The sequence below is a fragment of the Rhizobium sp. 007 genome, assembly GCF_015353075.1.
Classification (GTDB): domain Bacteria; phylum Pseudomonadota; class Alphaproteobacteria; order Rhizobiales; family Rhizobiaceae; genus Rhizobium.
This window is the reverse complement of the sequence record NZ_CP064188.1, coordinates 781,018-805,168: the sequence shown is the minus strand read 5'-3', so window position 1 is coordinate 805,168 and position 24,151 is coordinate 781,018. Positions and strand designations below refer to the sequence as shown.

Here is a 24,151-nt window from a genome sequence, read left to right as displayed (position 1 = left end):
CGTGTTACAAATGTATGACGGGCGCACGGGAGGAACGAATGGCAGCCATAGAACTAATCCACCTGAAGAAGAATTACGGTCAGGTTCCAGCGGTGAAGGGCGTCAACCTGACCGTCGCCGACGGCGAGATGATCGTGCTTGTCGGGCCTTCGGGCTGTGGCAAGTCGACGCTTCTAAGAATGATTGCCGGCCTTGAGAGCATCAGTTCAGGGCATCTGCATATTGCGGGAGCCGATGTGAGCAACGTCGAGCCCGCAAAGCGCGATATCGCGATGGTGTTCCAGAACTACGCGCTTTACCCACATATGACGGTTCGTCAGAACCTCGAATATGGACTGAAAAATCGCCGCGTCGCGCGCCCCGAAATCGACCGGCGCATTGCCGAAACCGCAGCCATTCTGGAAATCGGCCCATTCCTCGAGCGCCGTCCACGGCAGCTATCGGGCGGGCAGCGCCAGCGCGTCGCAATGGGCCGGGCAATCGTTCGCAATCCCGCCGCTTTCCTCTTTGACGAGCCGCTTTCGAACCTCGACGCCAAACTGCGCGTCCAGATGCGGGTGGAAATCCGGCGCCTGCAGCGGCGGCTGAAGACGACAAGCCTTTACGTGACGCATGACCAACTGGAAGCCATGACACTTGCTGATCGTCTTGTTGTCATGAATGGCGGACGGATTGAACAGATCGGCACACCCCTCGAAGTCTATCAGCGCCCGGAAACGATCTTCGTCGCTGGCTTCATCGGATCGCCGCCCATGAACTTCGTTGATCTTAAAACGAACGGCACCATTGCGGCGGAAGAACTAACTATGTCCGCGGACGCCGATATGATCGGCATTCGTCCAAATGCCATCAGGCTCGGCGAGACCACCTCGCCTGCCCTTCGTTTCAAGGGCAAAGTCGAGCTCGTCGAAACCGTGGGCGACGAAAACCATGTCCATCTGCGCCTTAACGATGCGAAGAACGAACTGATTGTGGCAAGCATTGCGGGCGACCAGAGACTTTCGGACGGTGAGACGGTCTCATGCTTTGCCCTGGCAGACAGTCTTCACTTCTTCAACAGCGCGACGGGCCGGCGGGTCAACTAGCAAAAATGCATGCAAAAAACCCACCGGACCACGGCAATTGACAAAGGCGGCCGATCTGGTGCCCATAGCGGCGAAAGCAGAGGTTGCGAGAGCGGTCCAATGACACAGGCAAAGACGGCCGGCGCGCCAGTTGCACTTCCCGACGAGCAGATGCAGGTTCGTGTGGTATGGCTCTACTTCATGGAAGGCCGTACGCAAGGCGAGATTGCCGACGCGCTTTCGACCAACCGGCTTCGTGTCAACAAAATCATCGCCGAAGCCCGCCGATCCGGCCTTGTGACGATTACCTTGAATTCCAGGCTTACGTCCTGTGTCGAGCTTGAGCAGACGCTGGTCGCGGAGTTCTCGCTGAGCCGGGCGATCATCGTGCCAACACCTTCAGATCCCGATCTCATACCTGTTCTGCTCGGCCAAGCGACGGCGGACTACATCGCCCAGCTGCTCAGCAACGGCAAGCTGTCGGGAATTGGCGTCGGCTGGGGAGCCACGCTGCGCGAAATGGTACGTCATATGCCATCCATGCGCCGGCCCGACATTTGCGTGAATTCGGTGATGGGTGGACTGACGCATGGCATCGAGATCAACACATTCGACATCGCAAGCGACCTCGCCCGCCATTTGAATGCGGAGTGCGCCTATCTTGCAGCTCCCATTTATGCCGGCAGCCCGGAATCCAAAACGGCAATCGTAACGCAGGACGTATTCCAGGCGGCTTTCCGGCAGATTGCCTCAAACGATCTTGTCGTGCTCAGTATCGGCGATATGACCGAGCGATCGCTTCTGATGCGCTACGGGCTGCCGCAGGACGTCACGATCGACGAGCTTGTCGCTACTGGCGCTTGCGGCGATGTTCTGGCGCAATTCATTGACAGGAACGGAACCCCCATCGACCACCCGCTCAATCTACGGGCAATCGCGCCGCCGCTGGAAGCGTTGCGCAAGATCCCGAACGTCGTCTTCGCGTCAGGCGGGATCAACAAAGTCGAGGCCATTGCCGCGGTCCTCTTGTCGGGGCTTGGAACTGTCCTCGTCTGCGATGAAGACACGGCGCGCGCAGCTCTGTCGGTGGCAGCCCGCGCGCGATCGCCCGCGGAGTTGTCCTGAAATGCATCGGCCCTAAGGACCGCGGAGCCGAAGAGGCTGTTGCGATCCCAGCGCGCAGTTTGACAGGTCAGGCCTGTCACGCCTGCATCCGGCATGCCCTCGGCGGCCCATCGCAAGCAAAGCGCCTCCCGGTCTGAAAGGATAAAGTCGGGTTTATGGGTCGGTGCGGTCGTGCTTTGGAGGCGCGCATGGATAAGTGCCGCCGCGGCGGCTGCGCCCACCGCGTCGATGTCGCCGCTTCCCGATGCATCGTAGGATGGACAAAACTTAATAAAGTGACCGAACAGGCATGCGTTGTCCGCGGTAACGACATCGAGATGAAAATCACGGCCTTGGGCAGCAAATGAGACATGCGGTAGAACGGAGATTGCTTTCAATTGGTCAACGCGGGAATTTCAAATGGTCGCAACTTGACTTTCAATTGGTCACGCCCTTATTTTCAAACGGTCACCAGGGAGCGAAGCTGTGGCGATTTATCCAAGGCTCGTTGAGCAGCGCGTCAACGACGCTGTGTCAGACACCCGTGTCGTATTGATCATTGGCCCCCGGCAATCCGGGAAAACAACACTTGCCAAGAAGATGGCCAGTGCGGAGATGGCGTACTACACGCTTGATAACGCAACGACCCTGGGAGCAGCTCAGCAAGACCCTGTGGGGTTTGTACGAGGTATGGATCGCGCCATCATAGATGAGGTTCAGCGCGCTCCCGAACTGCTGTTGGCGATCAAGGAAAATGTTGATACCGACCAACGGCCCGGACGTTTCCTTCTTACGGGATCAGCTAATCTTATGACGCTGCCACGCGTGGCGGACTCGCTCGCCGGACGCATGGAAGTCGTTCGATTGCTTCCGCTTGCCCAAAGCGAAATCAGATCGGCGGAGGGTAACTTCCTTCTCGATGCCTTTCGAAACGAAGTCAAAACCGGCGATTCTGTCATCGGGGACGACTTAGTGATTACGGTTCTTGCAGGGGGATATCCCGAAGCATTGGGACGGAAAACTTGGTCCCGTCGGCAGGATTGGTACATGGACTACATCCAGGCGATCGTGCAACGGGATGTTCGTGATGTCGCGCAAATCGAGCAGATTGCTCAAATGCCGCGGCTACTACGCATTCTGGCGGAGCATTCGGGTCAGCTGGTGAACTATTCCGGGATTGGTGCCGCAATTGGGATGAACCACATCACAACGCAGAAATACGTTCGCATATTCGAGAACCTATTCCTCGCCCGGACTTTGCAACCTTGGTTCTCCAACAAGCTAAAACGTCTTACAAAGACACCCAAAGTACATTTCCTTGATTCTGGCCTCCTCGCGTCCCTTCGTGACCTCTCTCTCGACCGACTAAAGGCCGAACGCGGGCAATTTGGACCATTGCTGGAGACTTTTGTTTTTGCCGAAATCCTTAAACTGGCAAGTGGCATGGAAGAACGCTTCGAGTTTTCGCACTTTCGCGACAAACAGCAAAATGAAGTCGATATCGTCATCGAAGACAGAAGGGGACGAATAGTCGGTATCGAGGTAAAGGCGGCAGCGACCGTCTCGAACTCCGATTTTTCGGGATTGCGAATGTTGGCAGAAGCATCCGGAGATCGGTTTGTTTCAGGGTTTGTCTTGTATGACCATCAAAACGTGATCCCGTTCGGAGAACGTCTATATGCCGTGCCTTTTTCGGCACTTTGGCGCTAGCTTTGCCAAATCGCTTTTGGAGTTCAGGCTCACGTCAGCGCCGGACAATCCTCAGATCGTGAATTGCACGGTTTCGCGGCGATGACGGAAATCGCTTCGGCATTTCTTCGCGGGAATGGATATCGCGGGCTGATGGCGCTCCGCAAGTCGCTCGAACTCCAGCTTCGCGCGCGACGGGAGGCCTCAAGGCGCCTTTCCCAAGCCGGATGCTGGAGCGCCTCCACCCTCAGCTCATCGACCGAGGGGTGTCGCAGTGGCTCTATGTAATGGATGGGCTTGCTACGATCGGCGAAGACAAACTCGGCAAAGGTGATGCAGCGGCGGATGCCGAGTTACCCCTACCTAAGATCAGAGCCGAAGCATCGACTACGCTGGTTCTCTTTCCCGTTGACCGCCACGCTCACTCGTCTCTTGCGGGCACGATTAGCGGGCGTTGAACGGACAGACAAAAAGTATGCAGCGGGCTTCGCCTGAACTACGCTGATGGGGCAATGGCGATCCTGGCTGTGCGCTGCGCTCACGCCGAAAAGAAGGAGCGCGGTAACGCGTTCGAACTCTAGGGCCGCGAGCGCTTGGCGGGATGTTTGGCTCGCTACGGTCAGACGGCAAATGAATCGCTTGACTCGCTTCCCCAATAGGAACATTTAAAGAACAAAATGAAAGGCAAAGCCATGTCAATCGCCGAGAAGTTCATCGTCCTGCCCTATAAGAAGAACCGCGGAAATCTTGTGCCGGGGGAGATGCGCCAGGCTTCAAACGGTCCATCGGCTGAGAAGATTGCTGCCTCGATGGCTGCTCGCTTCGTCGGGGTCGCTGCCTATGCCGTGATGGTCGACGATGAGACCGGCGACATGACGTCGCCCCGCTTACTTGCAAGGCATGGCGAAATCGCTGATCTAAACATTGGTTAGAGGCAGTGGATCCAGAATATCTTGCTGGGTTGCGAAAAATGCCCTTCGAAGACGATTGGTAGCGCCGAGCTCCAAGTTGCCGTGCGAGAGATGTGCCGCCTGTGCTCGCCGCGCGCTACCATTCGATGTCACTGGATCTATTTTCTCCAATCGCGGGTTTTCGCATCGAGCTGAGCAGCGTGCCGTTCAAAGCCCTGCCTGATAAGGATGGCGAGTTCTTCGTGAATATCGGCCCGCGATCTTCTTACACCCTGTTCGCAAATGGGATCGGGATCGCCTACCGACTTCAGGAAATTCGCTGCGCCTTGCTTGCAAATGGGCAGAAAACTGAAATGGTCGGAATCGTCGACCTGCGCATAAGCGGCATTCGGGACCTGTTTCGCCAACCGATTAGAAAGCACCGCAACCGGGATTTTGCCGATGCTGCCGAGATTGATGAAGGCCAGCGGGATATCAATGCTTTTCACGCTTTCGATGTTGAAGGCAGTCGCAAGGCCGGGATCGACCAGCACCGCGGAGGCGATGCGCGGATCGCGGTTCGATTGTTCGAAGCGCGCCCGATCGATGCTGCGCAGATCGAATTTTTCGACCGTGACCTGCTTGTTGTTGACGAAGCCGCGCCCGCCTTCGAACCAGCGGCAATCCATCATGGCCGGATAGTCGTCGCAATAGCGCACATAGGCATCAAGGTCGGCTTGAGCGCCGGCAAGCTCCATCGCCGTGCTGCCGCCGAGGGAAAAACCGAGAACGCCGATGCGATCCGTGTCGATCGACGCCTGCCATCGGGCATCGCTGACGAGTGCCGTGATAATTGTCGAAATATCCTGGGTGCGCTCCCAGATTTTTGGCGTGGCAGCCGGCGTGGAATCGCCGCTCGTTGTGCCGGGATGGTTGGGGCCGGCCACGATGAACCCTGCCTCCGCCAATACCTTAGCGATCCACGCCATGCCTTCCACCCTCGAACCGGAGCCATGCGAAAGTAGCACCAGCGGGAAACGACCCACTTTGATTCTTCGAGGCTGGCGTACCTTCGAAAATTTTGCTCTCGCCGGTCAATGCGGGTTCACCATCGCCCTTCGATGGATACCAGATCGTCACGGCAAGTGCGCTGCCGCGTTCATGCGAGAAGATGCGGATATCCTGCAGGCCGACTTCACCTGCGAAAACGGATGCGGTTGAAGTGACGACAAAGAAAAAAGCTGTCAATGCTGTGGTCAGTCGCATGAGAACCTCGTTCGGTTTGAGAAACGATGACTGACCTTCGGTGGAAACACGGTCTTTTCGACCTCGATCAGGTTCAAGGACGTTCTCGAACATGATGCGGTTCTACTTCTTCGAAGAGACGATAATGGTCGACCGGCATCAGCTGCAATGGTGATGAAGCGGTAGCTGCTTCCCCAAAAACGGGAAAGATACGCGTCATTCATTTGAGGCCTGGGGAACGATTATTACTGAGGCCTGCATCTAGATTAAAGTCCGAAAAGCGTCATCATTGCTTGATTCTTCTTCGTAACTGCCATGTCTGCCGAGGATCGTCCGGCTGTATTTTTGCGATGGGGGTCTGCACCTTTTATTACAAGCAGATCAATCAGTGGCAGACTCGGGCGCGGGTTGAGCACCGCCGTCCAAAGCGCGTCATTCCCATACTTATCGAGACGACGCAGATCAGCACCCTTGTTCACGATGTCCGTCGCGAGATCGTACATACCCCGTGAGATCGCATATTGAAGCGCTGTTTGGCCATTGCCGTCCTGATGATCGAGAGGTACGTCAGCCTGCAGGATCGATTCCGCATGTTCAGGTCTCTAAGCAATCGCTTCCTGAAGGTAGCTGCGATTGTCTTCACTTATCTCGGCAAAGTCCGGGATCATGTGAGGATCAAAATTCGGATTTGTTCGTAACTCTGCGAAGAAATTTGCCATTCTTTCTACTCCGCTTCGTAGCGATGACTGCGATTTGCGTTTATGGACTCTGGTTGATAATTATTCGGATCTCGATACTGGCGCACGAACTCGTCCTTCGATAGCCGTCCCTCCATATAATCCTGGTGCAATGTCCGATACTCGTGGCCTGGCTTGTGCTGTTCCACACAGACACAATTTGCGTGCCAACGGTGGCGATCGCCCTTTGCGCCACCGTTTCACCGCATATGGTCGCATTTGGGCCATTGCCTTGTGTGCTATCGACGGCGCAGGCCACGAAGCTTGCGCTCCTCTGGGTTGCAATGATATGAAGCACTCGGGTTTCGCCGAGCCGGGCAAAGACTCGGGCGCGCTGTTCACCTTGGAACTCCGAGAGGCGCTAAGAGGGTTCTCCCGCGACCAGCGCCACGATCAGCTGGCGGGCGAATAAATACGGATGCAAATGGAAACGCGCCATGGGACGGCCGGTACGAATCGTACTTAAGATAACGCGTGGCACTTGTCATTGCGGCGCTGTGCGTTGGGAGTATCGAGGAGACATACCCGATGCCACGATCTGCAATTGCACGGTCTGCCGCCGCTATGGAGTGCTCTGGACCTACGGATACGATGGTCAGGAAATCGCCGTGGAAGACCCAGGGAATGCTATGGCAGCGTATATTTGCGGGTCTCGCAGGATCTCATTCAATTTCTGCAAACTCTGCGGCAACCTTATCAGCTGGCGCAGCTTGAGGCCAAACGACGACGGCCGAACAAGAATAGCTGTCAATCTTCGCCTCGCTGATCCGCAGCAGGTGGCGGAAGTTCCACTGCGCCGCTTTGACGGCCTCCACAGCTTTCACGACCTGCCGCTTGATGGACGCACGGTCGCTGACGTCTGGTTCTGAAGACGTAATCGACGCTGTAACTTTTCACTGGTGCAGCAGCACCGAACGATCTCCGAATGGGCGAACGTCTTAGCTGCCTTGCTTCTTTCAGAGTGCGGAACCAATCAAACCAAATCCCGAAAGACGCCTTGGAAGGCCAGGATTCGCGCCAATATCCCTGTCGTCACCGGGATCAACGCCACCGACTGCCATCTCTTCGGCGAGCCTGAAATTGCCTTCGAGCGCCCGCATGGAACTAACGGAGGCCGAAATGACGTGCTCGTCCGGCAGAGGCCTAGTCGCGATAGCGTTCGAGATCGGCGAGAGCGCTCAGCAGCCGTTGCTGCACCTCCTGCTCCTGTTGACTAATCGCGGTCAATAGCCGGCGCATGGTTCCGCGCAGCCCGTGAAGCTGGTCTACCAGGTCCATAACGACATCGACGCCAGCCTCGTTAAGTCCCATCTTCCGGGTAAGATCGAGGATCAATTGCGCGCGGGCGACGTCGCTGTCGTGAAACTGCAGCCGTTCCTCCACGGCATCAGGCACCAGCCAGCCCTCCTCGATCCAAAAATTCAACTCGGTGACGTCGATCCTCAGGAACCGCCGGAATTCAACATCATCCATGCTCAGACCTCCATACTCCTTCTTGGATCCTGCGCGCTCGTTTCGGCCCAATCCTTGACGAATGCGGTCAACCGGTCATCCGGCTTGTCGGGCAGGACGATCTTGAGAGTGACATAGACATCGCCCTGTTTACCGCCGCGCCTTACAACGCCTTTGCCCTTGAGGCGCAGCACCTTGCCTGTATTCGAATACGGCGGCAGCGTCAGATTGACGGGACCCGAGGGTGTCGGCACGCGCACCTTGCCGCCGAGCACGGCTTCGCTGAGCGAGACCGGCAGTTCCAGGCGAATATCGTCACCATCACGGGTGAAGAAGCGATGCGGACGTACGCGGATATCGATCAGCGCATCGCCCGCCGGTCCGCCGCCAATTCCCGGCTCGCCCTTACCGCGCAGTCGCAACATCTGTCCGTCTCGGGTGCCTGCCGGAATCTGCACGTCGAGGGGCGGGCCATCCGGCAATCTGACCTGCTTTTTGGCGCCGTTGACTGCATCGAGGAAGTCGACCTCCATCGAGAACTGACGATCCATGCCCTGGGCGCGAAATTGCGCGCCACCGCTGCGGCGCGAAAAGAAACTGGCAAAAGGATCGTCGGCGTCGCCGAAATCGGCAAAGCCGGAGGTATTCTGGTAGGGGCCGCCAGGACTGCTCGCCGAGGCGTAGTCGCGATAATAGTTGCGCGGCGCCTGCTCGGCGCCTGTCATATCGATCTCGCCGCGATCGAAGCGGGCACGCTTTTCCTCATCGCTCAGAAGTTCGTAGGCAGCGGAAATATCCTTGAACCGCGTCTCGGCTCTCTTGTCACGCGGATTGAGATCGGGATGGAACTTCTTGGCGAGCTTGCGGAAAGCGCTTTGAATTTCCTTTTGGGTCGCATCCGGCTTCACGCCCAAAAGCTCATATGGGTTCTGGTTCATACATGTCTCCTGTCGAGGCACGAATACTGCAAAGTGAATTCAGGCTGATATAGGTTGCCGCCGTCTGCTAGAGGAGAGGTGAGCAGAGCATTCAGCCTAAGGAGCGGTTGTTTCAGGGGCTGCAACACGACTCCATAAAAAGGCTCGATGCGGACGAGCTGGTCCTTCACTGACAATACGCCGGCGTGTCCTCATCCGCGACCTTGGCTGCCAGACGCTCGCGTCATCAAAGATGGTGCCCGCAAGTGCCGCGACGCCATCGAGGAGATCGACGTGGATAATGCCGTTCTTGCTCCAGCTTTGCTTTCTACGTCCGACCCAGCTTTGCGCAGATCGAGGTTACTCCGGCAGTCCCGCTTTCCGAAGAGCCTCTATATACCGAGTACGATCGTCCAGTCGTCGGAACGGTGGGAGTATATCGGCAAGATTCGAAAGGCGCAGCGCAGGGTCGAAGTCGCATAGGCGAGCGATCATTTCCTGGGCTTCCACAAACCGCCCCGCCATGGCATGACCCGCCGCCACGACACGCATCGCACTCGGGTAGTTCGGCTGGTGGCGCAACGACTTTCCCGCCCAAGCGACGGCGTCATCGTAGCGGCCAGCACAAAAATGAGCGAGCCCGGAGTTGAACTGCCAAGCAAACAGGCGCGGATCAAATGGGCTCAGGCGCATGGCAAGCGCGGCGTGTTCGACGGCCTTGTCCGGTTCGCCCAAGCAAGCTTTCACCCAGCTGCTGACGCCCAAAGCAGCGGCCAGATTCGGGTTGAGAGCAAGCGCGCGATCGATGCAAGCCGCACTGTCATCGAGGTCACCACCAACGTAGCCGAGGACGTATCCGCCGTAGGAGAGCGCAATGGCATCGTCCCTTCCAAGTTCGACCGCTCTCCTGGCCAGTCGGGTAGCTTCGGCGATCTCTTGCGCGCGGTCGATCATCCAACCGTTGCTCTTTCGGGTCGCGTAACACCGCGCCGCCCGTGCATGGGCCATAGCAAACTCCGGGTCACGGTCGATCGCCTTCATGAACAGCCCCAAGGCATCGTCGATGGTGGATCTAACGGTGATCGTCCGGTCAAAGACCGCCAGCCCGCGGAGATAGTAGTCGTAAGCGTCGAGGCTCTCTGTCGGCTTGCGTTTGGCACGCTCGATCTCAGCCTCCTCCACTTTCGGTGTTATCGCGCCCACGATGCTTGAGGCGACCTGATCTTGAAGATCGAATACATCCGCCAGAGTTCCGTCAAAACGATCTGCCCAGAGGTGGGCACCCGTCGAAGTGTCGATGAGCTGCCCGGCAATGCGCAGGCGGTCACCCGTCCGCCGCACGCTTCCCTCGACCACATAGCGTACGTCCAATTCGCGTCCGACCTGCTTTATGTCTACGGCCTGACCCTTGTAGGTAAAGCTCGAATTCCGCGCGATGACGTACAGGTGACGGAAGTGAGCCAGGGCGATGATGATTTCCTCCACTATGCCGTCGGCAAAATATTCCTGCTCTGTATCGCCGCTTAGATTCTGAAATGGCAACACCGCCACCGATGCCCGATCGTGATGCTTCGTCGGGACTGAGAGGACCTGCGGCTGCGACACGACGTCAAGGCTCGGTGCGGTCCGCTGATATTCGGTTTCCTCCAGCGATCGCAGCGAAGCCGCCAGGAAGGCCGTCTGTGCCTCGGGCTCCGCGCGCAGATGCTTCTTCAAGAGAGCTCGACAGGACTCGAACTGGCGCAAGACCGCGTTTTCGTGCCCCCTGAGAGCGTGGATCCGCATCAACGCTCGATGGGCGGCCTCCACAGTCGGGTCCGAAGCAAGCAGCCTCTCCGCGAGCCCTTCGCAGGCTGTTTCTTCTGCGGAGCCGGGCCCAGAGAGCGCCAGGCTCAGCCGCTCCACCAGCTGCTGCGCCTTGCGTTGATATTTACTCTGATGAGGTCTGAACCATTCATCCAGTCCGTCCGGAATGGCGTCGCCTGCAAGCACCTCACCGCGATAGAGATCCGCAGCAAACGCGAGATCAGTGGTCCGGCCGCCTTCCAGTTTCAGGTCGAAGATCGAAATGTCCGCGTCATCCGGTCCGGCAACCAGCGCGACGGCCTCCTGGTCCCCATCGATGTAGACGGTGGCATCTTTGCTAGCCGGGAACGACCGCCTGATGTCGACCAGCGCCTGCCGCAAGCTATTGCGGGCCTGCCCATTCCTTCGTCCCGGCCAAAAGGCTTCAGAAAGCTGTTCCCGACGATAGCCGCGGCTGCCTCCGAGAACCAAGGCAGCAAAAAGAAGCGAAGTCTTGCGCGTGGTGAAGCGGACTTGCCGGTGTTCCGGAGAAGTAACTTCGAGGCCACCTAGCAACCTGATGCGCACAGATCGTCTCCAGATTTTGACCGCTGCCGCAGAGTAGCATTTCGGCAGATAGATTTAACATCGATTTAGCGGCGGCTTGTCGAACTTTTGCTTTTTCTTCACGCACAGCCGAACAGCCCGAAAACACCCGCGTGGCACGCTCCCACCTGCAAACCTCAAAATGGGAGACTGAAGATGGCTAATACGGAAACTCGCGCTGGCGGCAGCGCGTCGAAAACACAGTTGTTTGGATCCACGCTGAAGTGCGCCGCAACCATAATCGCTGCCTTGCAGGGGTGGCGGCGGACCGTCGCTAGACGGACGGCGCTGGCAGACTTGACGCCCGATCAGCTGAAGGACATAGGTCATCCGGAGGCCAATCGGCCCGTGCTCGTAATTAGAGCAGGTCTGATCACGAACTTAACGTCGATGCGGTAGTCAGCAAAATTCAGCCGCGCGGAAGCGTCAGTTGCTGGTCAAAAATGAGAGGACCCAAACAACCGGTGCGGCGCTAATGTGCGTTCCTGCTCAAGCGGCTGCTTGTCGAAGGCTTCGCGGCAGCCTCAGGGTCCAGACAAGACAAGGATCGAGTCGATCTTGCCGTCAGGAGCCCAAAGCACGCGCAGGACGCTCTCGAGAGATAGCATTTTCGCGCCTGGCAGCAGCCCCAAGACGATGATCAACAAAGTCGCGGCGACGACGAACCCAATGACTATTGAGGATTTCCGTGCGTCCATCGTCGTCGCGATCATCAGCCTTTTAGTTCTGGGCTTCACCCGGAATGATCTTCGTAGCTTCCGCCCTCACGTCGACGGCAGAAAACGCATCGGGATAGAGATAGTGGGCAGCCTCACGAAGGACGATCTCGCGGGCGATCGGACCGTTCGTCTCACCCACTGGTCGCCGACGTAGAAGACCCGCTTGTTCTTCACGGCGGTGAGCTCCTGCCAAATCGGGTTGTTCTCATGCGGCCGGTCTGGACCTGAGTCGTAGATGAAGAGAACTTCGGGATCCTTCTCGAGCATGGTCTCCGGGCTCAAATCGATGCCGAACTCCCCGCCCGGCGTCATGTTTCCGGCGATGTTGTCGCCGCCGACCGCAGTAACGATGGAGGCAGCCGTATTTTCGGTGTGAAACGCAAAGGGTGTTTCGCCACCCCACATGATCGCGAACCGGGGGCGCACGTCCTTGGGTGCCTTTGCCGCAAAATCGACAAGATGCGCGCGGAACTCCTTGTTGAGATGGATGCCGCGCTCAGGGTTGCCGAGGATTTTTGAAAGCTCTGCGATCTCGCGGTCGCTCGCGTCCAGGAACTCCATGTTAAAGGCGACGAAGGGAGCAATCTTTTAGAGTTGCGGTGCGTTGCCGACCGTGTAGCGGCGGATCGCGACGATCAGGTCGGGCTTAGCCTCCGACAAAAGCTCGAGATTGGGCTTGGCGCGCTGGCCGACCTGCTTCATACCCGCAGTCGTGCCAAGAAGAAAGTCAGGTTCGCGGCCAGCTGTCATGTAGGGGCTGGCGACGGGCTTGATTCCCAATGCGAGCGCTACGTCATCCGCAAAATACGAGATCGAAGCAATTCGCTTCGGTTGAAATGGAACCTCGACTTTAACCCCGCGGCCATCGGTAACTGAAAGGGTCTTGCCGTCCTGGGCATAGACAGTGCTGCCCGTCATCATAGTCAGCAGACCAAGAAGTGTGACGATTTTACGTGCGTTGTTCGTCATTGCGATATCCCCCCAGAATGTGCGACATCGCTTTAGCCGCTAAACTGCAATCCACTTTGATGCGATGCGCGCCGTGGCAGTAAAGTGTTTTGCCAGGAGCGGGAGCTCGGCGAGCTCAGCACATAATTCTGGTTCCTCTATGCGGTCGGACCTATTGCGGGCATAAGCGAGTGGCCGCAAGCAATCATCGCCATACGTGGCCTGGGCGTTTCCTGCACTGAAAGGACGATGCATTGACGACGTGCAAATTCCTGTCTAGCTGTATCGTCATGAAGATCGCAATGGTTCTCGTCGTGGTGATAGGGCGCATGGGCAGGATGGTATAGCCATCCGGCGAAAGCACCCATGCGCGGTAAGCAGGCTCCTGACGGGGCCTTTTTTTATGCCCGGAGATTGGGCCGCGCCTCGTCAGACTTCCGCAATCACTCCTGACAAGACGGACAAAACCATGACGAGCGAAAATCCCATTCAGACGTCGTGCACCCAAGTGACCGGCAAAACGGATATCACCCTGACGACTGCCCCGCCCCGGCTAGCGACCCTCATCTTGCTTTCGGCGCTTGCGGTGCTGCCGGTGAACATGATCTTGCCGTCGCTTCCGAACATTGCAGCCACGTTCCAAGCTGATTTCGGGCTCGTCAATCTTTCGGTTGCGGGCTATGCAACCGTATCGGCGCTGACAACGGTCATCGCAGGGGCGATGACGGATCGATATGGGCGCAGGCCGGTCGTATTAATGGCTGTCTCCATCTTCATTGTCGCGTCCGTTGGCTGTGCACTGGCGACCAATATTGGCGTTTTCCTTCTGTTTCGAGCAATGCAGGCGTCCATTGCTGCGTGTTTTTCCGTGGCCCTCGTCCTGATCAAGGAGACATCGGGCGAGCGCGAAACCGCAAGCAAAATCGGTTACGCCGCCGTGGGATGGGCACTTGCGCCGATGCTCGGTCCGATGTTTGGCGGGACGGTGGACGAGTTGTTCGGATGGCGGGCGAGCTTTGTTGTCTTTGCGGTCCTTGGTTCAGCAATGCTCGCTTTGGCCCTTTGTGATTTAAGGGAAACGACCGCGCGCTCACAGAGACCGCATGGGAACTATCTTGCCGCCTATGGACAGCTCCTGAGTTCGGCGCGGTTCTGGGCCTACACCCTGTGTATGGCCTGGTCCATGGGGACGCTTTACATCTTCCTGGGCGGAGCACCATTGGCCGTCGGTCAGACGCTCGGCGGCTCAAGTGCGAAACTGGGCTTGTACATGGGGTTGGTCCCGGCGGGCTTCATCCTGGGTAGCTATTTGGCTGGCCGCTACGCCTCCAAGCACGCGCTGGGCGCTACCCTCATTGTCGGGCGCCTCATAACGTGCATGGGGCTGGTGGTTGGCCTGATCCTATCGATGTTGGCGACAGCCCACGTTCTTGCGTTCTTTGGGCCTTGCATGCTCATCGGCATCGGCAATGGACTGACCATGCCCGCCGCCAACACAGGCGTGCTGTCGGTGCGCGCCGATCTCGCCGGTACCGCGGCGGGGCTGGCCGCTGCAATGACAACCGCTGGCGGAGCGCTCATAGCCTCAATCGCCGGCTTGTTCCTTGTGAAGTCAGGTGCAACCCATGTACTGCTCGGTATGATGCTGATATCGGCATCACTCGCATTGCTGGCAGCACTTTTGGCCGCTTTTGTCGATTGGCGTGCCTCCAAGATGGTTTCCTAGGGAGTGGCTGATTTCTATCAACCCTTGCTCAGTCCACTTTAAGCCTTGGGGTTTCTTCTCGCAAAAACATGCTCGTCTTCTGGCTCGCGCGCACTCTTTCGCGAGCCCTGGTCGGCCAATCGTCTGGCGATCTGGCCCTGCAACTGGTCCTTTTTCCGACACCAGCGCGCGCCAAATGACCGCTAAGATCAGTGACGGCCGAATGCGGTGCCCGCGTGCCGGAGCAACCACCGACGATCAGATAGCGAGCATATTCCACCTGCCGGCGCGCATAGCCAATGCGCCCTCGCTCAACATGCGCTGTCCATCTAGCTCCTGAACCTGCCCAAAACGCATCTCCTCACATCAAAACCTGACCGGGCTTGGCTGTTCCATAAATTTCGCAGCCAAGGTCGCGAACCTCAAGTTTTCAAGATGATCAATCCGTCGGTGTTCAGGCAGGCTTTGTATCCTCGACATCAATGCCCGCCCGTCGAAGTGTTCGTGCCCTCCTGCAAATGCCTCGATGCCTCCCACCTTGATCAAGGTGAACGCCGATCTACCTTCTTCTCTAAGAGGCGAGAGCCCTGCAATCGGTAGATAATATGTGTCCGGAAACCTCCTGCAACCATCGACCAGTCGTCCCTCCATTGAAGGATCGTCCCGCCATCGTTGGTCCTGATTGTGATCCACTCTCTTTCAGATCGCCAAAAGGCAGAGGCAACCAAGGAGCGCCGGCGTGTCCGGCTGGCGGAAAAGCAATCCCGACAACTTTAGGCAGGGCTTAGTTCAGAAAGGTCGATCACTGACAAACCAAATCGAGGTTCCAAACAGCGCGTGTTCCGACACCGGTTCTTTATGGAGCGTCAGGAGGGGCCAATCTCCGGTCATCGCGACGGCAATCCATGACGGTCGGCTTATGCGGCAGGACTTGCTGCCGCTTTGTGCTTTGAGCGAGTCCGAGCGTCTTCGTGAGGAAGACCCCTTCACAGCCTTCCTGATCAGTGGCGTGCCGAACCAGGTCGTCTTTCATCGTTCTCGTTTTGAGATCGATCTCAACCGGAGTCGCGAACAGGCGGTCTATTTCCGTCCTGAGCAGGCTTGGGGGCTAACCGTCTGGAAAAATGGCCTTCCCGCCTCCGAACACTTGGCCTCGCTGATGGTTTACGATGACTACTATGAGATGCTTGGCTCCTTTCTAAGGGGTATCGAGCGAAACCACGGGGAGTTCGTCCTTCTCGACGTCCACAGCTATAACCATCGCCGCGCCGGTCCCGACATCCGGACCGATCCCGAGCAAGCCCCAGATATCAACATCGGTACCTTCTCGATGGACCGCGATCGCTGGGCGCATGTCGTTGATCCGTTGATGGAGCACTTCCGAGCCGTCAAGACCGGAGACAAGCCGCTGGCTGTGAGCGAGAATATCGCCTTCCAGGGCAAGGGAGAGCAAACCCGGTTTATCCATGAGCAGTTCCCCAAGACGGGATGTGCCATCGCCATCGAGTTCAAGAAGATATTCATGGACGAGTGGACCGGGCAGCCGGACAACGCCGTACTCGGCAAGCTTCGCGACGCGGTAACGGCGGCGGTTCCGCTTCTGGAACGCATTGTGGGGCAGCCTCGATGATGCGACAGACGTCGGCAGTTCAGGAGAGTTGGCTGGAGGAGGTCACACAGTGTCTGCGTGATGATAAGCCGATCCGCAAGGAGCTGCCGGAAGGCGGGCGACTTCATATTGATCGACTGCTGCCCTTCCTCTTCATTTACGTTGAGACCCGCAAGACCGAAGAGGTTGCCCGGTCGGTAACACAGTCAAACGCTTCGTATCTTCTCGCATCGACTCCAAAGCAGGTCATGCCTGTCATCCAGGCTCTTAGCGCCATCGCGGTCGAACGATTTGGATCATTCCTGGTCATCAGAATCGGAGAGCTCGGGCGCGACAAGTTCCTTACCGATGACGCGCCCTATCTACCGCCCTTCGAGGTTTCGGTCTGGTCAACCGAGAATGCCGTTGTAGCCAAGGAGACATTCTCGCAGGCGGTCATGGCGAGCGAGGCTCGGTTTCGCACGCCAAGGGTCGAGGAACGAGGCGCTCCGCCATCGATAATCGACGAGGAAATTTCTGCTTTATCCGGTTGCGCCGTCCTATCGGCCGAGTTTGCTCCGATTTACCGCGCGCCCGAGTCCGCAGAGATATACCCAGAGCTTCGAGATCAGCTGATTGCAACCCTGTTCGATGCCGGGCTACGGGCATGTGCCGCATTCATTGGCTCTCGTGGCATCTTGAAACTGACATCGCATCGATCCTTGGGTCGACGCGCCTTTGTTGATGCCGTGAGCCGTGTTGACCGGGGCATCGATGAAATTGCGTCGGCCTTTGACGTGCTCCTTGCGGTTACGCCCATCAACGCTCAGCAGGCGTTTCAACAGTTCAAGTCGAACAGTTTCAGAGGCGAACCCGCCTTCCTCTACCGCCCTTTGACCATCCAGGTCGAAAGCGCAAAGCAGCACCTCTTTTCGGTTTCCTTTGATCATATGGAAGACCCGGTTCTCTACGATCTCTATCGGGAAAAGCAACGCGAAGTGGATTTGCAGCTTTCCTTGATCGCGTCGCGCCAGGCAGCCAGCTTCATAGAGTTCGGAAGAGCGCTATACGGGCCTGTCGAACCGTCTCTCCTTGCCGAAGCCGAAAGCATTCTCGGCACGCTTTCGAACGGCGGCCCGGCTGATTTTGACGACCGGGTTTCCGAGGCGCCGAATGCGGACGCCAACTATGTTTCGCGACGGGCACAGGCGATGATCGCTATGTATCGGCGGGCGTGGCCGGACTTCAAAGTCGATATCGAACTTCGCGATGATCTTCCATCAGGGTTGATGGTGACCAATCATCGCCTTCTGATATCAAAGACGACCAATATGGATCGACGGCGCGTGGAGCCACTTCTTTCCCATGAGATCGGCGTCCACCTGCTCACCTACTTCAACGGATCGTCGCAAGGCCTGCGGCTCTTTCGCTCTGGCCTTTCTGGCTATGAAGGGATGCAGGAAGGCCTTGCGGTTTTCGCCGAATACCTCTCGGGCGGTATGACCGTGGAACGGCTGAAGTTGATTGCTGCCCGCGTCGTCGCATGCGCCGACATGCTTGCGGGAGTGCCCTTTGAACATACGTTCTATCGTCTGGTCCAGGATTACAAATTCACCCACTTCGGGGCATTCAATCTTGCGCTGCGGATTTACCGAGGCGGCGGTCTCGCCAAAGATGCGATCTACCTGAGAGGACTGCTTCAGCTCCTGGATCACCTCAAGCGCGGCGGTGCGCTTGAACCCTTCTGGATGGGAAAGATCGCCTCTTCTCATTTTGGCGTCATGGAGGAGCTTGCAGCACGCGGGTTGCTGAAGCAACCGTCTGTCTATCCGCTGTTTCTCGCCACCGGTGAAGGGCGCGAAAGGCTCGACAGGGCCAGACAGGGAATGCGGCCCATCGACATGGTCCAACCAAAGGAAAGCTAGATGCGCATTGCGTTCTTCGTGAACTCCATCGAGGGCGAGGCTCCGTCCTATACGACGACCTCTCTGGCGATTGCGGCGATGGCCCGTGGCCATGATATCTGCTACGTCACGCCCGATGGTTTTGTGCTTCGACCGGATGACAGTCTCTCTATGCGGGCGATCATTCCGGGTGTTGGAAAACCCAAGAACGCCGAAGCATTCATCGCGATCCTTAATGAGAAAACCTCGACCGAAACGATTGACGTGGTGGATGTCGATGTTCTCTTCCTGCGCAACGACCCATCCCTGGACGCCGATGAACGGCCTTGGGCAGCGCATGTCGGGGCAATGTTCGGACGGCTTGCGGTTGAGCGCGGCGTGATCGCCGTCAATGATCCCGACGCCTTGGCGAAGGCGCAGAACAAGCTCTATTTTCAAGACTTCCCCGAGGTCATACGGCCGACTACTCTTATTTCCAAGAGCCTGGACGAGATCAGGGCCTTCATCGACAGCCAGAAGCGTGGCGTCGTCCTCAAGCCGCTTCAAGGATCGGGCGGCCGGCACGTGTTCAAGATCAAATCAAGCAAGGAATCCAATCTTAATCAGATATTCGAAGCAGTCAGCGGCGAGGGATACCTGATCGCCCAGGGCTATCTTCCCGATGCCGTCGAAGGCGATATTCGATTGTTTCTCATGAACGGCAGGCCGCTGGAAAAGGATGGTTCTTATGCGGCATTTCGCAGGGTCCCGGCAAAGGGCGAGGTCCGCTCCAACATCAGCGCGGCTGGAACTGCAGCCGCAGTGATGATCACGCCAGAAATCCTTGAGGTCGCCGAAATCGTAAGACCGAAGCTCGTCGCCGATGGCATGTTCTTGGTCGGTCTCGATATCATTGGTTCCAAGATATTGGAGATCAACGTATTCACGCCGGGAGGGCTCCAAAACATTGAGCGGCTCTACGGCGTGGATTTCTCCTCCGTGGTGATCGAAGCGCTGGAAAAGAAGGTGAGCACGCGTGCGAATTACGGCAGCCGGTTGTCGAACGCAGTCCTGGCGACATTGTGATCGGCCAATCGTGCGAATGTCAAATGTCACGCCAAGACCGGTCGGCCCCAGAGCGTATAGATGACCTGCACGAGCCAGTCCGGTACAAGTGCTCGCGGCAACGATTGCCGCCGAGGCCGCCATCTAGGCACCGGACGTGATTTCGGCTACCTTTGAACGGTCATTCCAGTCGTTGGGGCCTATGGATCGATTTGATGCGATGCGGGTACTGCTTGCGGTCGTCGACGCCGGCAGCTTGTCGGCTGGCAGCCGCAGGCTGAATGCTCCCCTGCCCAGCGTCAGCCGCAAGGTCGCTGATCTTGAACGGCACCTCGGCGCAAGTCTCATCATCCGAACAAGTCGCAATCTGCAGCTTACCGACGCCGGGCGCGACTATGTCGAAGCCGCACGCAAGATTATGGCAGACCTCGAAGAGGTTGAACGCCGAGCCTCCGGCGAATATCAAACGCCGCGTGGAATGCTCACGATCACAATGCCAGTGGAGTTCGGAAGTCGGTACGTGTTGCCTATTGCGCTGGACTTCATGAAAGAGCACCCGGAAGTGACGTTGAACCTCCTGTCGCTCGACCGTTCAGTTCATCTTGTGAATGAGCAGGTGGATGTTGCCTTTCGGCTTGGCGAACTCGCCGACAGTTCCCTCTATGCGGTCAAGGCCGGCGAATTTCGCCTGCTGACATGTGCCAGCCCAGCCTATCTGGAGCGGCATGGCGTTCCTCAACATCCCACCGATTTGTCGAACCATGAGGGCATCATGTTCAACAACCGGTCATTCTTCTGGGGATTCGAAGTCGAAGGCAAACCAATCGAAGCGGTGCCGCGAAGCCGCATCGAGGTCAACACCGCGGCCAACTGTGTTGCCGCGGCGTTAAGCGGAGTCGGGATCGCCCGCCTCTTCGACTACCAGGTTCCCGACGAATTATCCTCTGGCGCGCTTGTGCCGATCCTGAAAGGCAACGGTAGCGAGCCGAGGCCGATCCATATCGTCTATTCGCGTCAAGGGCTTCTTGCCTTGAAGGTGCGCACATTCATCGACTGGGCTTTGCCACGGTTCCGCGCGACGTGCAGTAACTATGGTGGCATTGCGCACTGACCGCAATGACGCGCGGACGTCGTCGATTGTCCGCTCCGGGTCTTGAAGATGGGGGGAGTGCCCGATGCCGGGAAGGAGCGAGAATTCCGCATTGACCCTTTCGGCAAGCTCGATTCCCATTTCTTTCTTGATATAAGAGTCTTTCCTACCCCAGACCACCTTCACCGCTGTTTGTGAGCCGGCCGAGATTCGCCTCGACGTAATCCTGGTCCTTGTAAAATGCGCGTAGTCACTGGAGAAAGCATCTGCCGTGGTCATGTGGTCATGGCTCCATCCGCGGGGCATGTCTTGTTTGAACTCCCGGGAAACCTCGAATTGAGCTTGCCTGGCCAGTCCTCTCCGTGATGAGTCTTCTCAAAGACCATTGTCATGTCGGTGATCCTTTCCCCTCGACCGGATCATCGGACCAGTCGATCGACGTGCACCTGAAGTCGCGGTCCGATCAGCAGGACGGCGGGAATGACGATTAGATACCCGATGCTCCACGAGCGCAGCCATGTCAGGACAAATCCCTTTGAGGAGCCGAGGTTGAGCGCAAGAAGGACGAAGGAGATAATTCCGGTTGTGATGATGCCCATCGACAGGGCGAAGGCGATCTTCCGTTTCAATTGCGTGTTCATGTTCTTCTCCAATGAAGGTTCAAAGCCTCGATATGACCGCTTTGCACTGATCGAACCGGGCGGTCACGATCTGGTTGATGATCGGCGCCGAGAAATCGAGCATTGCCACCCGGGGCGGTAGAGCAAGAATGCGAGAGGCAGCCTCTTGAATCCGGCAAGTCCCAAACGGTGGGGAACGGACTACATCTGTCGCGAAAGGACCGAAACGTCATGTCGCGAACTCACCCCAAGGCTCTCGTCACCTACGCGTCCTGCGCGATCGGCTTGCTATATGCCGACCGCCTTGCTCGCCGCGGATATGATCTCGTGTTGCTCGCAAATAACCCTGACCGGCCAATTGCCCTTGCGCGCATTTTGCAAGCTGAGACCGATGTGGCGGTCGAGGTGGTCGCTGTCGACCTTTCGACGGATCAAGGCCTCCAAGACGTGGAGGCTAGGTTCGTGGAGGAGAAGGGCTTTGACCTTGTCGTCAACAATCTCGACTTGCCAGCCGGCAAACCGCTTCTGGAAGACCGGGCGCTCAACCTCGACCGCCTGATCGGAATGAACGTTAAGGCATATGCACGCCTCGCAGCAGTGGCCGCACATGGCATGGCTCGGCGACGTCAGGGTGCCATCATAAACGTGGCATCCGCAATTGCCTTTGCGCCAGAAGTTGCGACGGGTGTCTACGGCGCGAGCAAATCCTTCCTTGTCGCCCTGACCCGCACGATGCAGGCCGAACTGACGCATCAAAACGTCTATGTTCAGCTCGTTCTGACCGGCGCGGTGCGCACCGATGTCTGGCCGTTCCCCGCTTGCGTGCCTGAAGCAATACCCGGAATGATGACGGCTGCCGATCTCGTCAATGCCGCGATGGTGGGTTTCGACCGTCGCGAGGCCATCACCATCCCCTCGCTGGTAAAGACCGGCCGCTGGGCGAGTTATGAGCGCGCGCGCAAGGCGCTGCTTGACGACCTCATGAACAGTGAGCCGGCACCTCGGTATCTACGCCAACGCTGATCAAGTCTGTCAAACGAGAGGCTGGCTCTCATTTTTGCTCGCTACCGGGCCAACTTTACCGAGCTCATATTCTTACCCATCGCAGTCGACAAGTCGCAACTGACGCTTGGCTGTGTCCACGACAACCCGAAAGGAAATGCCATGCAGGAAACGTTAGGAATCGCCGTCGTTACCGGCGCATCGGGCGGCATCGGCGCCCTTTATGCAGATCGACTTGCCCGGCAGGGCTATGACTTGATGCTCGTTGCGCGAAACGGCGACCGGCTGCAACGAGTAGCGGCTGCTATCCGCGAACAGACGGGCCGCACCGTCTTGATCGTCACTGCCGACCTCACGACAACGGACGACGTAGCCCGGGTCGCAGCGCTGATCGCTGAGGACCCGCGGATCACGATGCTGGTCAACAATGCCGGTGTCGGGGCGACCGCGCCGCTCGTCCAGTCCGACGTCAACGCCATGAGCGCGATGATTGCGCTCAATGTCGATGCGCTGATGCGGCTCACTTACGCCGCCGTCCCTGCGTTTGTCGAGCGGGACCGGGGTACGATCATCAACATTGCTTCGATCGTGGCGGTCGCGCCGGAAAGATTGAACGGCGTCTACGGCGGCACGAAAGCCTTTGTTCTCGCCTTCAGCCAGAGCCTGCGCCAGGAACTGGCCGACAGCAACGTCCACGTACAGGTCGTTCTCCCAGGTGCCACCGCGACTGACTTCTGGGATGTCGCAGGGCTTCCGGTTCAGCACTTGCCGCAAGAAATGGTCATGCCGGCTCAAGACCTGGTCGACGCTGCCCTACTGGGGCTTTCGCGCAAGGAGTTCGTCACCATCCCGAGCCTTCACGATGCCGGCCAATGGGATGCCTTCGACGGCGCCCGGCAGGCGATGGCGGGAAATTTGTCCACCAACAAGCCAGCAGCCCGCTATCAGGCCGGCTGACATCCGATCAGGAGCAAATGAAATGTCGAAAGTCGTCTACACGGGTAAAACCCACACCACCGGCGGGCGCGACGGCGCCTCGCAGCTTAGACGGGCGTCTTGATATCAAGCTGTCGCCACCCGGATCGACGGGCGCTGGCACCAATCCCGAGCAGCTCTTTGCGGCGGGTTGGTCCGCATGTTTCCTCGGCGCGGTCGGAAAGGCAGCCGGCGAGCGCCACCTCCGCCTGCACGCCGATGCTTCAATCAATACCGAGGTCGACCTCGTCTTGGGTGATGATGGCTATTTGCTACGCGCGCGGCTGAGTGTGAGCCTGCCGGGCATCGCGCCTGAACTTGCGACCACCCTCGTCGAACGGGCGCACCAGCTTTGCCCTTACTCGAAGGCCACCCGCGGCAACATCGAAGTCGAGCTCAGCGTGGCTTGATCGGCATCTCGGTTATTTCCTTCAACCAGACATCGCGCCGGCGATCGGAAATCTCCCGGTCTCGACCGGCGCGGCTATCACGGGATGATATTTGTCATGATCACGACCATTAGAGCCCTCGGCCTTGCTGCAACCGCCCTTCTGACTGTAGCGACCGCGACTGCCCAAGCCCAAACGCCAGGCAGTGTCCAGACTCAGTTTTTACCTGTCAAGGATGAGCCCGAGCCGAAACTTCTTGTCGATCAGCCCCTTGCAGAACCACTCACCACGCGAGGGGTGGCCATTATTCCATATCGGACGGAGAATTTTCGCATCCTGCCGATTTTCGGTCCCGGTGCAAGCGACGTATCGCCACGGGTGGGCCACCTGCACGTCAACGTCGACGATCTGCCGTGGCGCTGGGCGGACGCAGGCGGCACAGGTGCAATTGTTCTGACCGGACTGCCGGCTGGCAAACATAAAGTGCTGATCGAAATTGTCACGCCTGAACACCGTGTGATTGGCGGTCAGGCCGTTTCGTTCACTGTTCCGGCGATCCATGGCCAGCATCATTAGAAAGGCCATCGCTCCTGAGTTCGGATCAGATGAACGCGCAACGCCTTGTGGAATAGTCTGATCAATGTTGCCGGCCAGATCGCGCCATGGGTCGGTGTCCAC

At 57.9% G+C, this 24,151-nt stretch carries 17 protein-coding genes and 4 pseudogenes; 13 read left to right on the top strand and 8 right to left on the bottom strand.

Translation table 11 applies throughout. The features are described 5' to 3' along the window. The first annotated feature begins 38 nt into the window (after window positions 1-38). The 4 genes from ISN39_RS24965 to ISN39_RS24950 all read left to right on the top strand — a co-directional run bounded on the left by ISN39_RS24965 (window position 39) and on the right by ISN39_RS24950 (window position 4,789). Window positions 39-1,085 (top strand): sn-glycerol-3-phosphate import ATP-binding protein UgpC, encoded by a 1,047-nt coding sequence (locus tag ISN39_RS24965; RefSeq protein ID WP_194730880.1) that lies wholly within the window; start codon window positions 39-41, stop codon window positions 1,083-1,085. Between the two features lie 99 nt (window positions 1,086-1,184). Beyond that, window positions 1,185-2,189 carry a sugar-binding transcriptional regulator gene (locus ISN39_RS24960; RefSeq protein WP_074072257.1) on the top strand — a complete coding sequence of 335 codons (1,005 nt, stop codon included), beginning with the start codon at window positions 1,185-1,187 and terminating at the stop codon, window positions 2,187-2,189. 465 nt (window positions 2,190-2,654) lie between these two features. Further along, the gene (locus ISN39_RS24955) at window positions 2,655-3,878 is read left to right on the top strand and encodes an ATP-binding protein (RefSeq protein WP_194730879.1); all 1,224 of its coding nucleotides are present in this window, start codon (window positions 2,655-2,657) and stop codon (window positions 3,876-3,878) included. Window positions 3,879-4,549: 671 nt separating this feature from the next. Beyond that, window positions 4,550-4,789 (top strand): hypothetical protein, encoded by a 240-nt coding sequence (locus ISN39_RS24950; RefSeq protein ID WP_074073113.1) that lies wholly within the window; start codon window positions 4,550-4,552, stop codon window positions 4,787-4,789. A 137-nt stretch (window positions 4,790-4,926) separates the two neighbouring features. Here the strand turns inward: ISN39_RS24950 and ISN39_RS24945 are convergent. The 7 genes and pseudogenes from ISN39_RS24945 to ISN39_RS24915 all read right to left on the bottom strand — a co-directional run bounded on the left by ISN39_RS24945 (window position 4,927) and on the right by ISN39_RS24915 (window position 13,177). Further along, window positions 4,927-6,013: pseudogene (locus tag ISN39_RS24945) on the bottom strand (dienelactone hydrolase family protein). A gap of 1,378 nt (window positions 6,014-7,391) precedes the next feature. Beyond that, on the bottom strand, window positions 7,392-7,553 hold the full coding sequence (locus ISN39_RS37995; protein ID WP_194730877.1) for a hypothetical protein: 162 nt from the start codon (window positions 7,551-7,553) through the stop codon (window positions 7,392-7,394). 319 nt (window positions 7,554-7,872) lie between these two features. After that, complete coding sequence (locus ISN39_RS24930; protein WP_194730876.1) at window positions 7,873-8,202, bottom strand: chaperone modulator CbpM; 330 nt, start codon at window positions 8,200-8,202, stop codon at window positions 7,873-7,875. A 2-nt stretch (window positions 8,203-8,204) separates the two neighbouring features. Continuing rightward, window positions 8,205-9,119: a J domain-containing protein gene (locus ISN39_RS24925; protein ID WP_194730875.1), complete on the bottom strand. Its 915-nt coding sequence runs from the start codon at window positions 9,117-9,119 to the stop codon at window positions 8,205-8,207. Window positions 9,120-9,458: 339 nt separating this feature from the next. Further along, entirely contained in the window at window positions 9,459-11,471 is a 2,013-nt protein-coding gene (locus tag ISN39_RS24920) for a BTAD domain-containing putative transcriptional regulator (RefSeq protein ID WP_194730874.1), read from the bottom strand. A 525-nt stretch (window positions 11,472-11,996) separates the two neighbouring features. Beyond that, window positions 11,997-12,187 (bottom strand): annotated as a pseudogene (locus ISN39_RS36745) (iron ABC transporter permease); the annotation flags it as partial. Between the two features lie 22 nt (window positions 12,188-12,209). Next, a pseudogene (locus tag ISN39_RS24915) lies at window positions 12,210-13,177 on the bottom strand (ABC transporter substrate-binding protein). Window positions 13,178-13,625: 448 nt separating this feature from the next. Here ISN39_RS24915 and ISN39_RS24910 point away from each other — a divergent pair. The 5 genes from ISN39_RS24910 to ISN39_RS24890 all read left to right on the top strand — a co-directional run bounded on the left by ISN39_RS24910 (window position 13,626) and on the right by ISN39_RS24890 (window position 20,508). Further along, complete coding sequence (locus ISN39_RS24910) at window positions 13,626-14,882, top strand: MFS transporter (RefSeq protein WP_194730873.1); 1,257 nt, start codon at window positions 13,626-13,628, stop codon at window positions 14,880-14,882. A gap of 784 nt (window positions 14,883-15,666) precedes the next feature. Continuing rightward, window positions 15,667-16,491 carry an N-formylglutamate amidohydrolase gene (locus tag ISN39_RS24905; protein ID WP_246763501.1) on the top strand — a complete coding sequence of 275 codons (825 nt, stop codon included), beginning with the start codon at window positions 15,667-15,669 and terminating at the stop codon, window positions 16,489-16,491. Continuing rightward, window positions 16,488-18,374, top strand: coding sequence for a flavohemoglobin expression-modulating QEGLA motif protein (locus ISN39_RS24900; RefSeq protein ID WP_194730872.1), 1,887 nt, complete (start codon window positions 16,488-16,490; stop codon window positions 18,372-18,374). The genes ISN39_RS24905 and ISN39_RS24900 overlap by 4 nt, the downstream gene beginning before the upstream one ends. Next, the gene (locus tag ISN39_RS24895) at window positions 18,375-19,418 is read left to right on the top strand and encodes a glutathione synthetase (RefSeq protein WP_194730871.1); all 1,044 of its coding nucleotides are present in this window, start codon (window positions 18,375-18,377) and stop codon (window positions 19,416-19,418) included. It abuts the gene before it with no gap. A 181-nt stretch (window positions 19,419-19,599) separates the two neighbouring features. Beyond that, complete coding sequence (locus ISN39_RS24890; RefSeq protein ID WP_194731913.1) at window positions 19,600-20,508, top strand: LysR family transcriptional regulator; 909 nt, start codon at window positions 19,600-19,602, stop codon at window positions 20,506-20,508. A gap of 398 nt (window positions 20,509-20,906) precedes the next feature. Here ISN39_RS24890 and ISN39_RS24885 read toward each other — a convergent pair whose 3' ends face one another. Beyond that, complete coding sequence (locus ISN39_RS24885) at window positions 20,907-21,128, bottom strand: DUF2798 domain-containing protein (protein ID WP_194730870.1); 222 nt, start codon at window positions 21,126-21,128, stop codon at window positions 20,907-20,909. Window positions 21,129-21,338: 210 nt separating this feature from the next. Between ISN39_RS24885 and ISN39_RS24880 the strand changes: the two genes are divergently transcribed. The 4 genes and pseudogenes from ISN39_RS24880 to ISN39_RS24865 all read left to right on the top strand — a co-directional run bounded on the left by ISN39_RS24880 (window position 21,339) and on the right by ISN39_RS24865 (window position 24,049). After that, window positions 21,339-22,130, top strand: a complete 792-nt coding sequence (locus ISN39_RS24880; protein ID WP_194730869.1) for an SDR family NAD(P)-dependent oxidoreductase — start codon at window positions 21,339-21,341, stop codon at window positions 22,128-22,130. A gap of 141 nt (window positions 22,131-22,271) precedes the next feature. Next, complete coding sequence (locus ISN39_RS24875) at window positions 22,272-23,066, top strand: SDR family oxidoreductase (protein ID WP_194730868.1); 795 nt, start codon at window positions 22,272-22,274, stop codon at window positions 23,064-23,066. A gap of 22 nt (window positions 23,067-23,088) precedes the next feature. Further along, window positions 23,089-23,494: pseudogene (locus ISN39_RS24870) on the top strand (organic hydroperoxide resistance protein). Window positions 23,495-23,590: 96 nt separating this feature from the next. After that, window positions 23,591-24,049, top strand: coding sequence for a DUF6130 family protein (locus ISN39_RS24865; protein WP_246763422.1), 459 nt, complete (start codon window positions 23,591-23,593; stop codon window positions 24,047-24,049). Window positions 24,050-24,151: the final 102 nt, after the last annotated feature.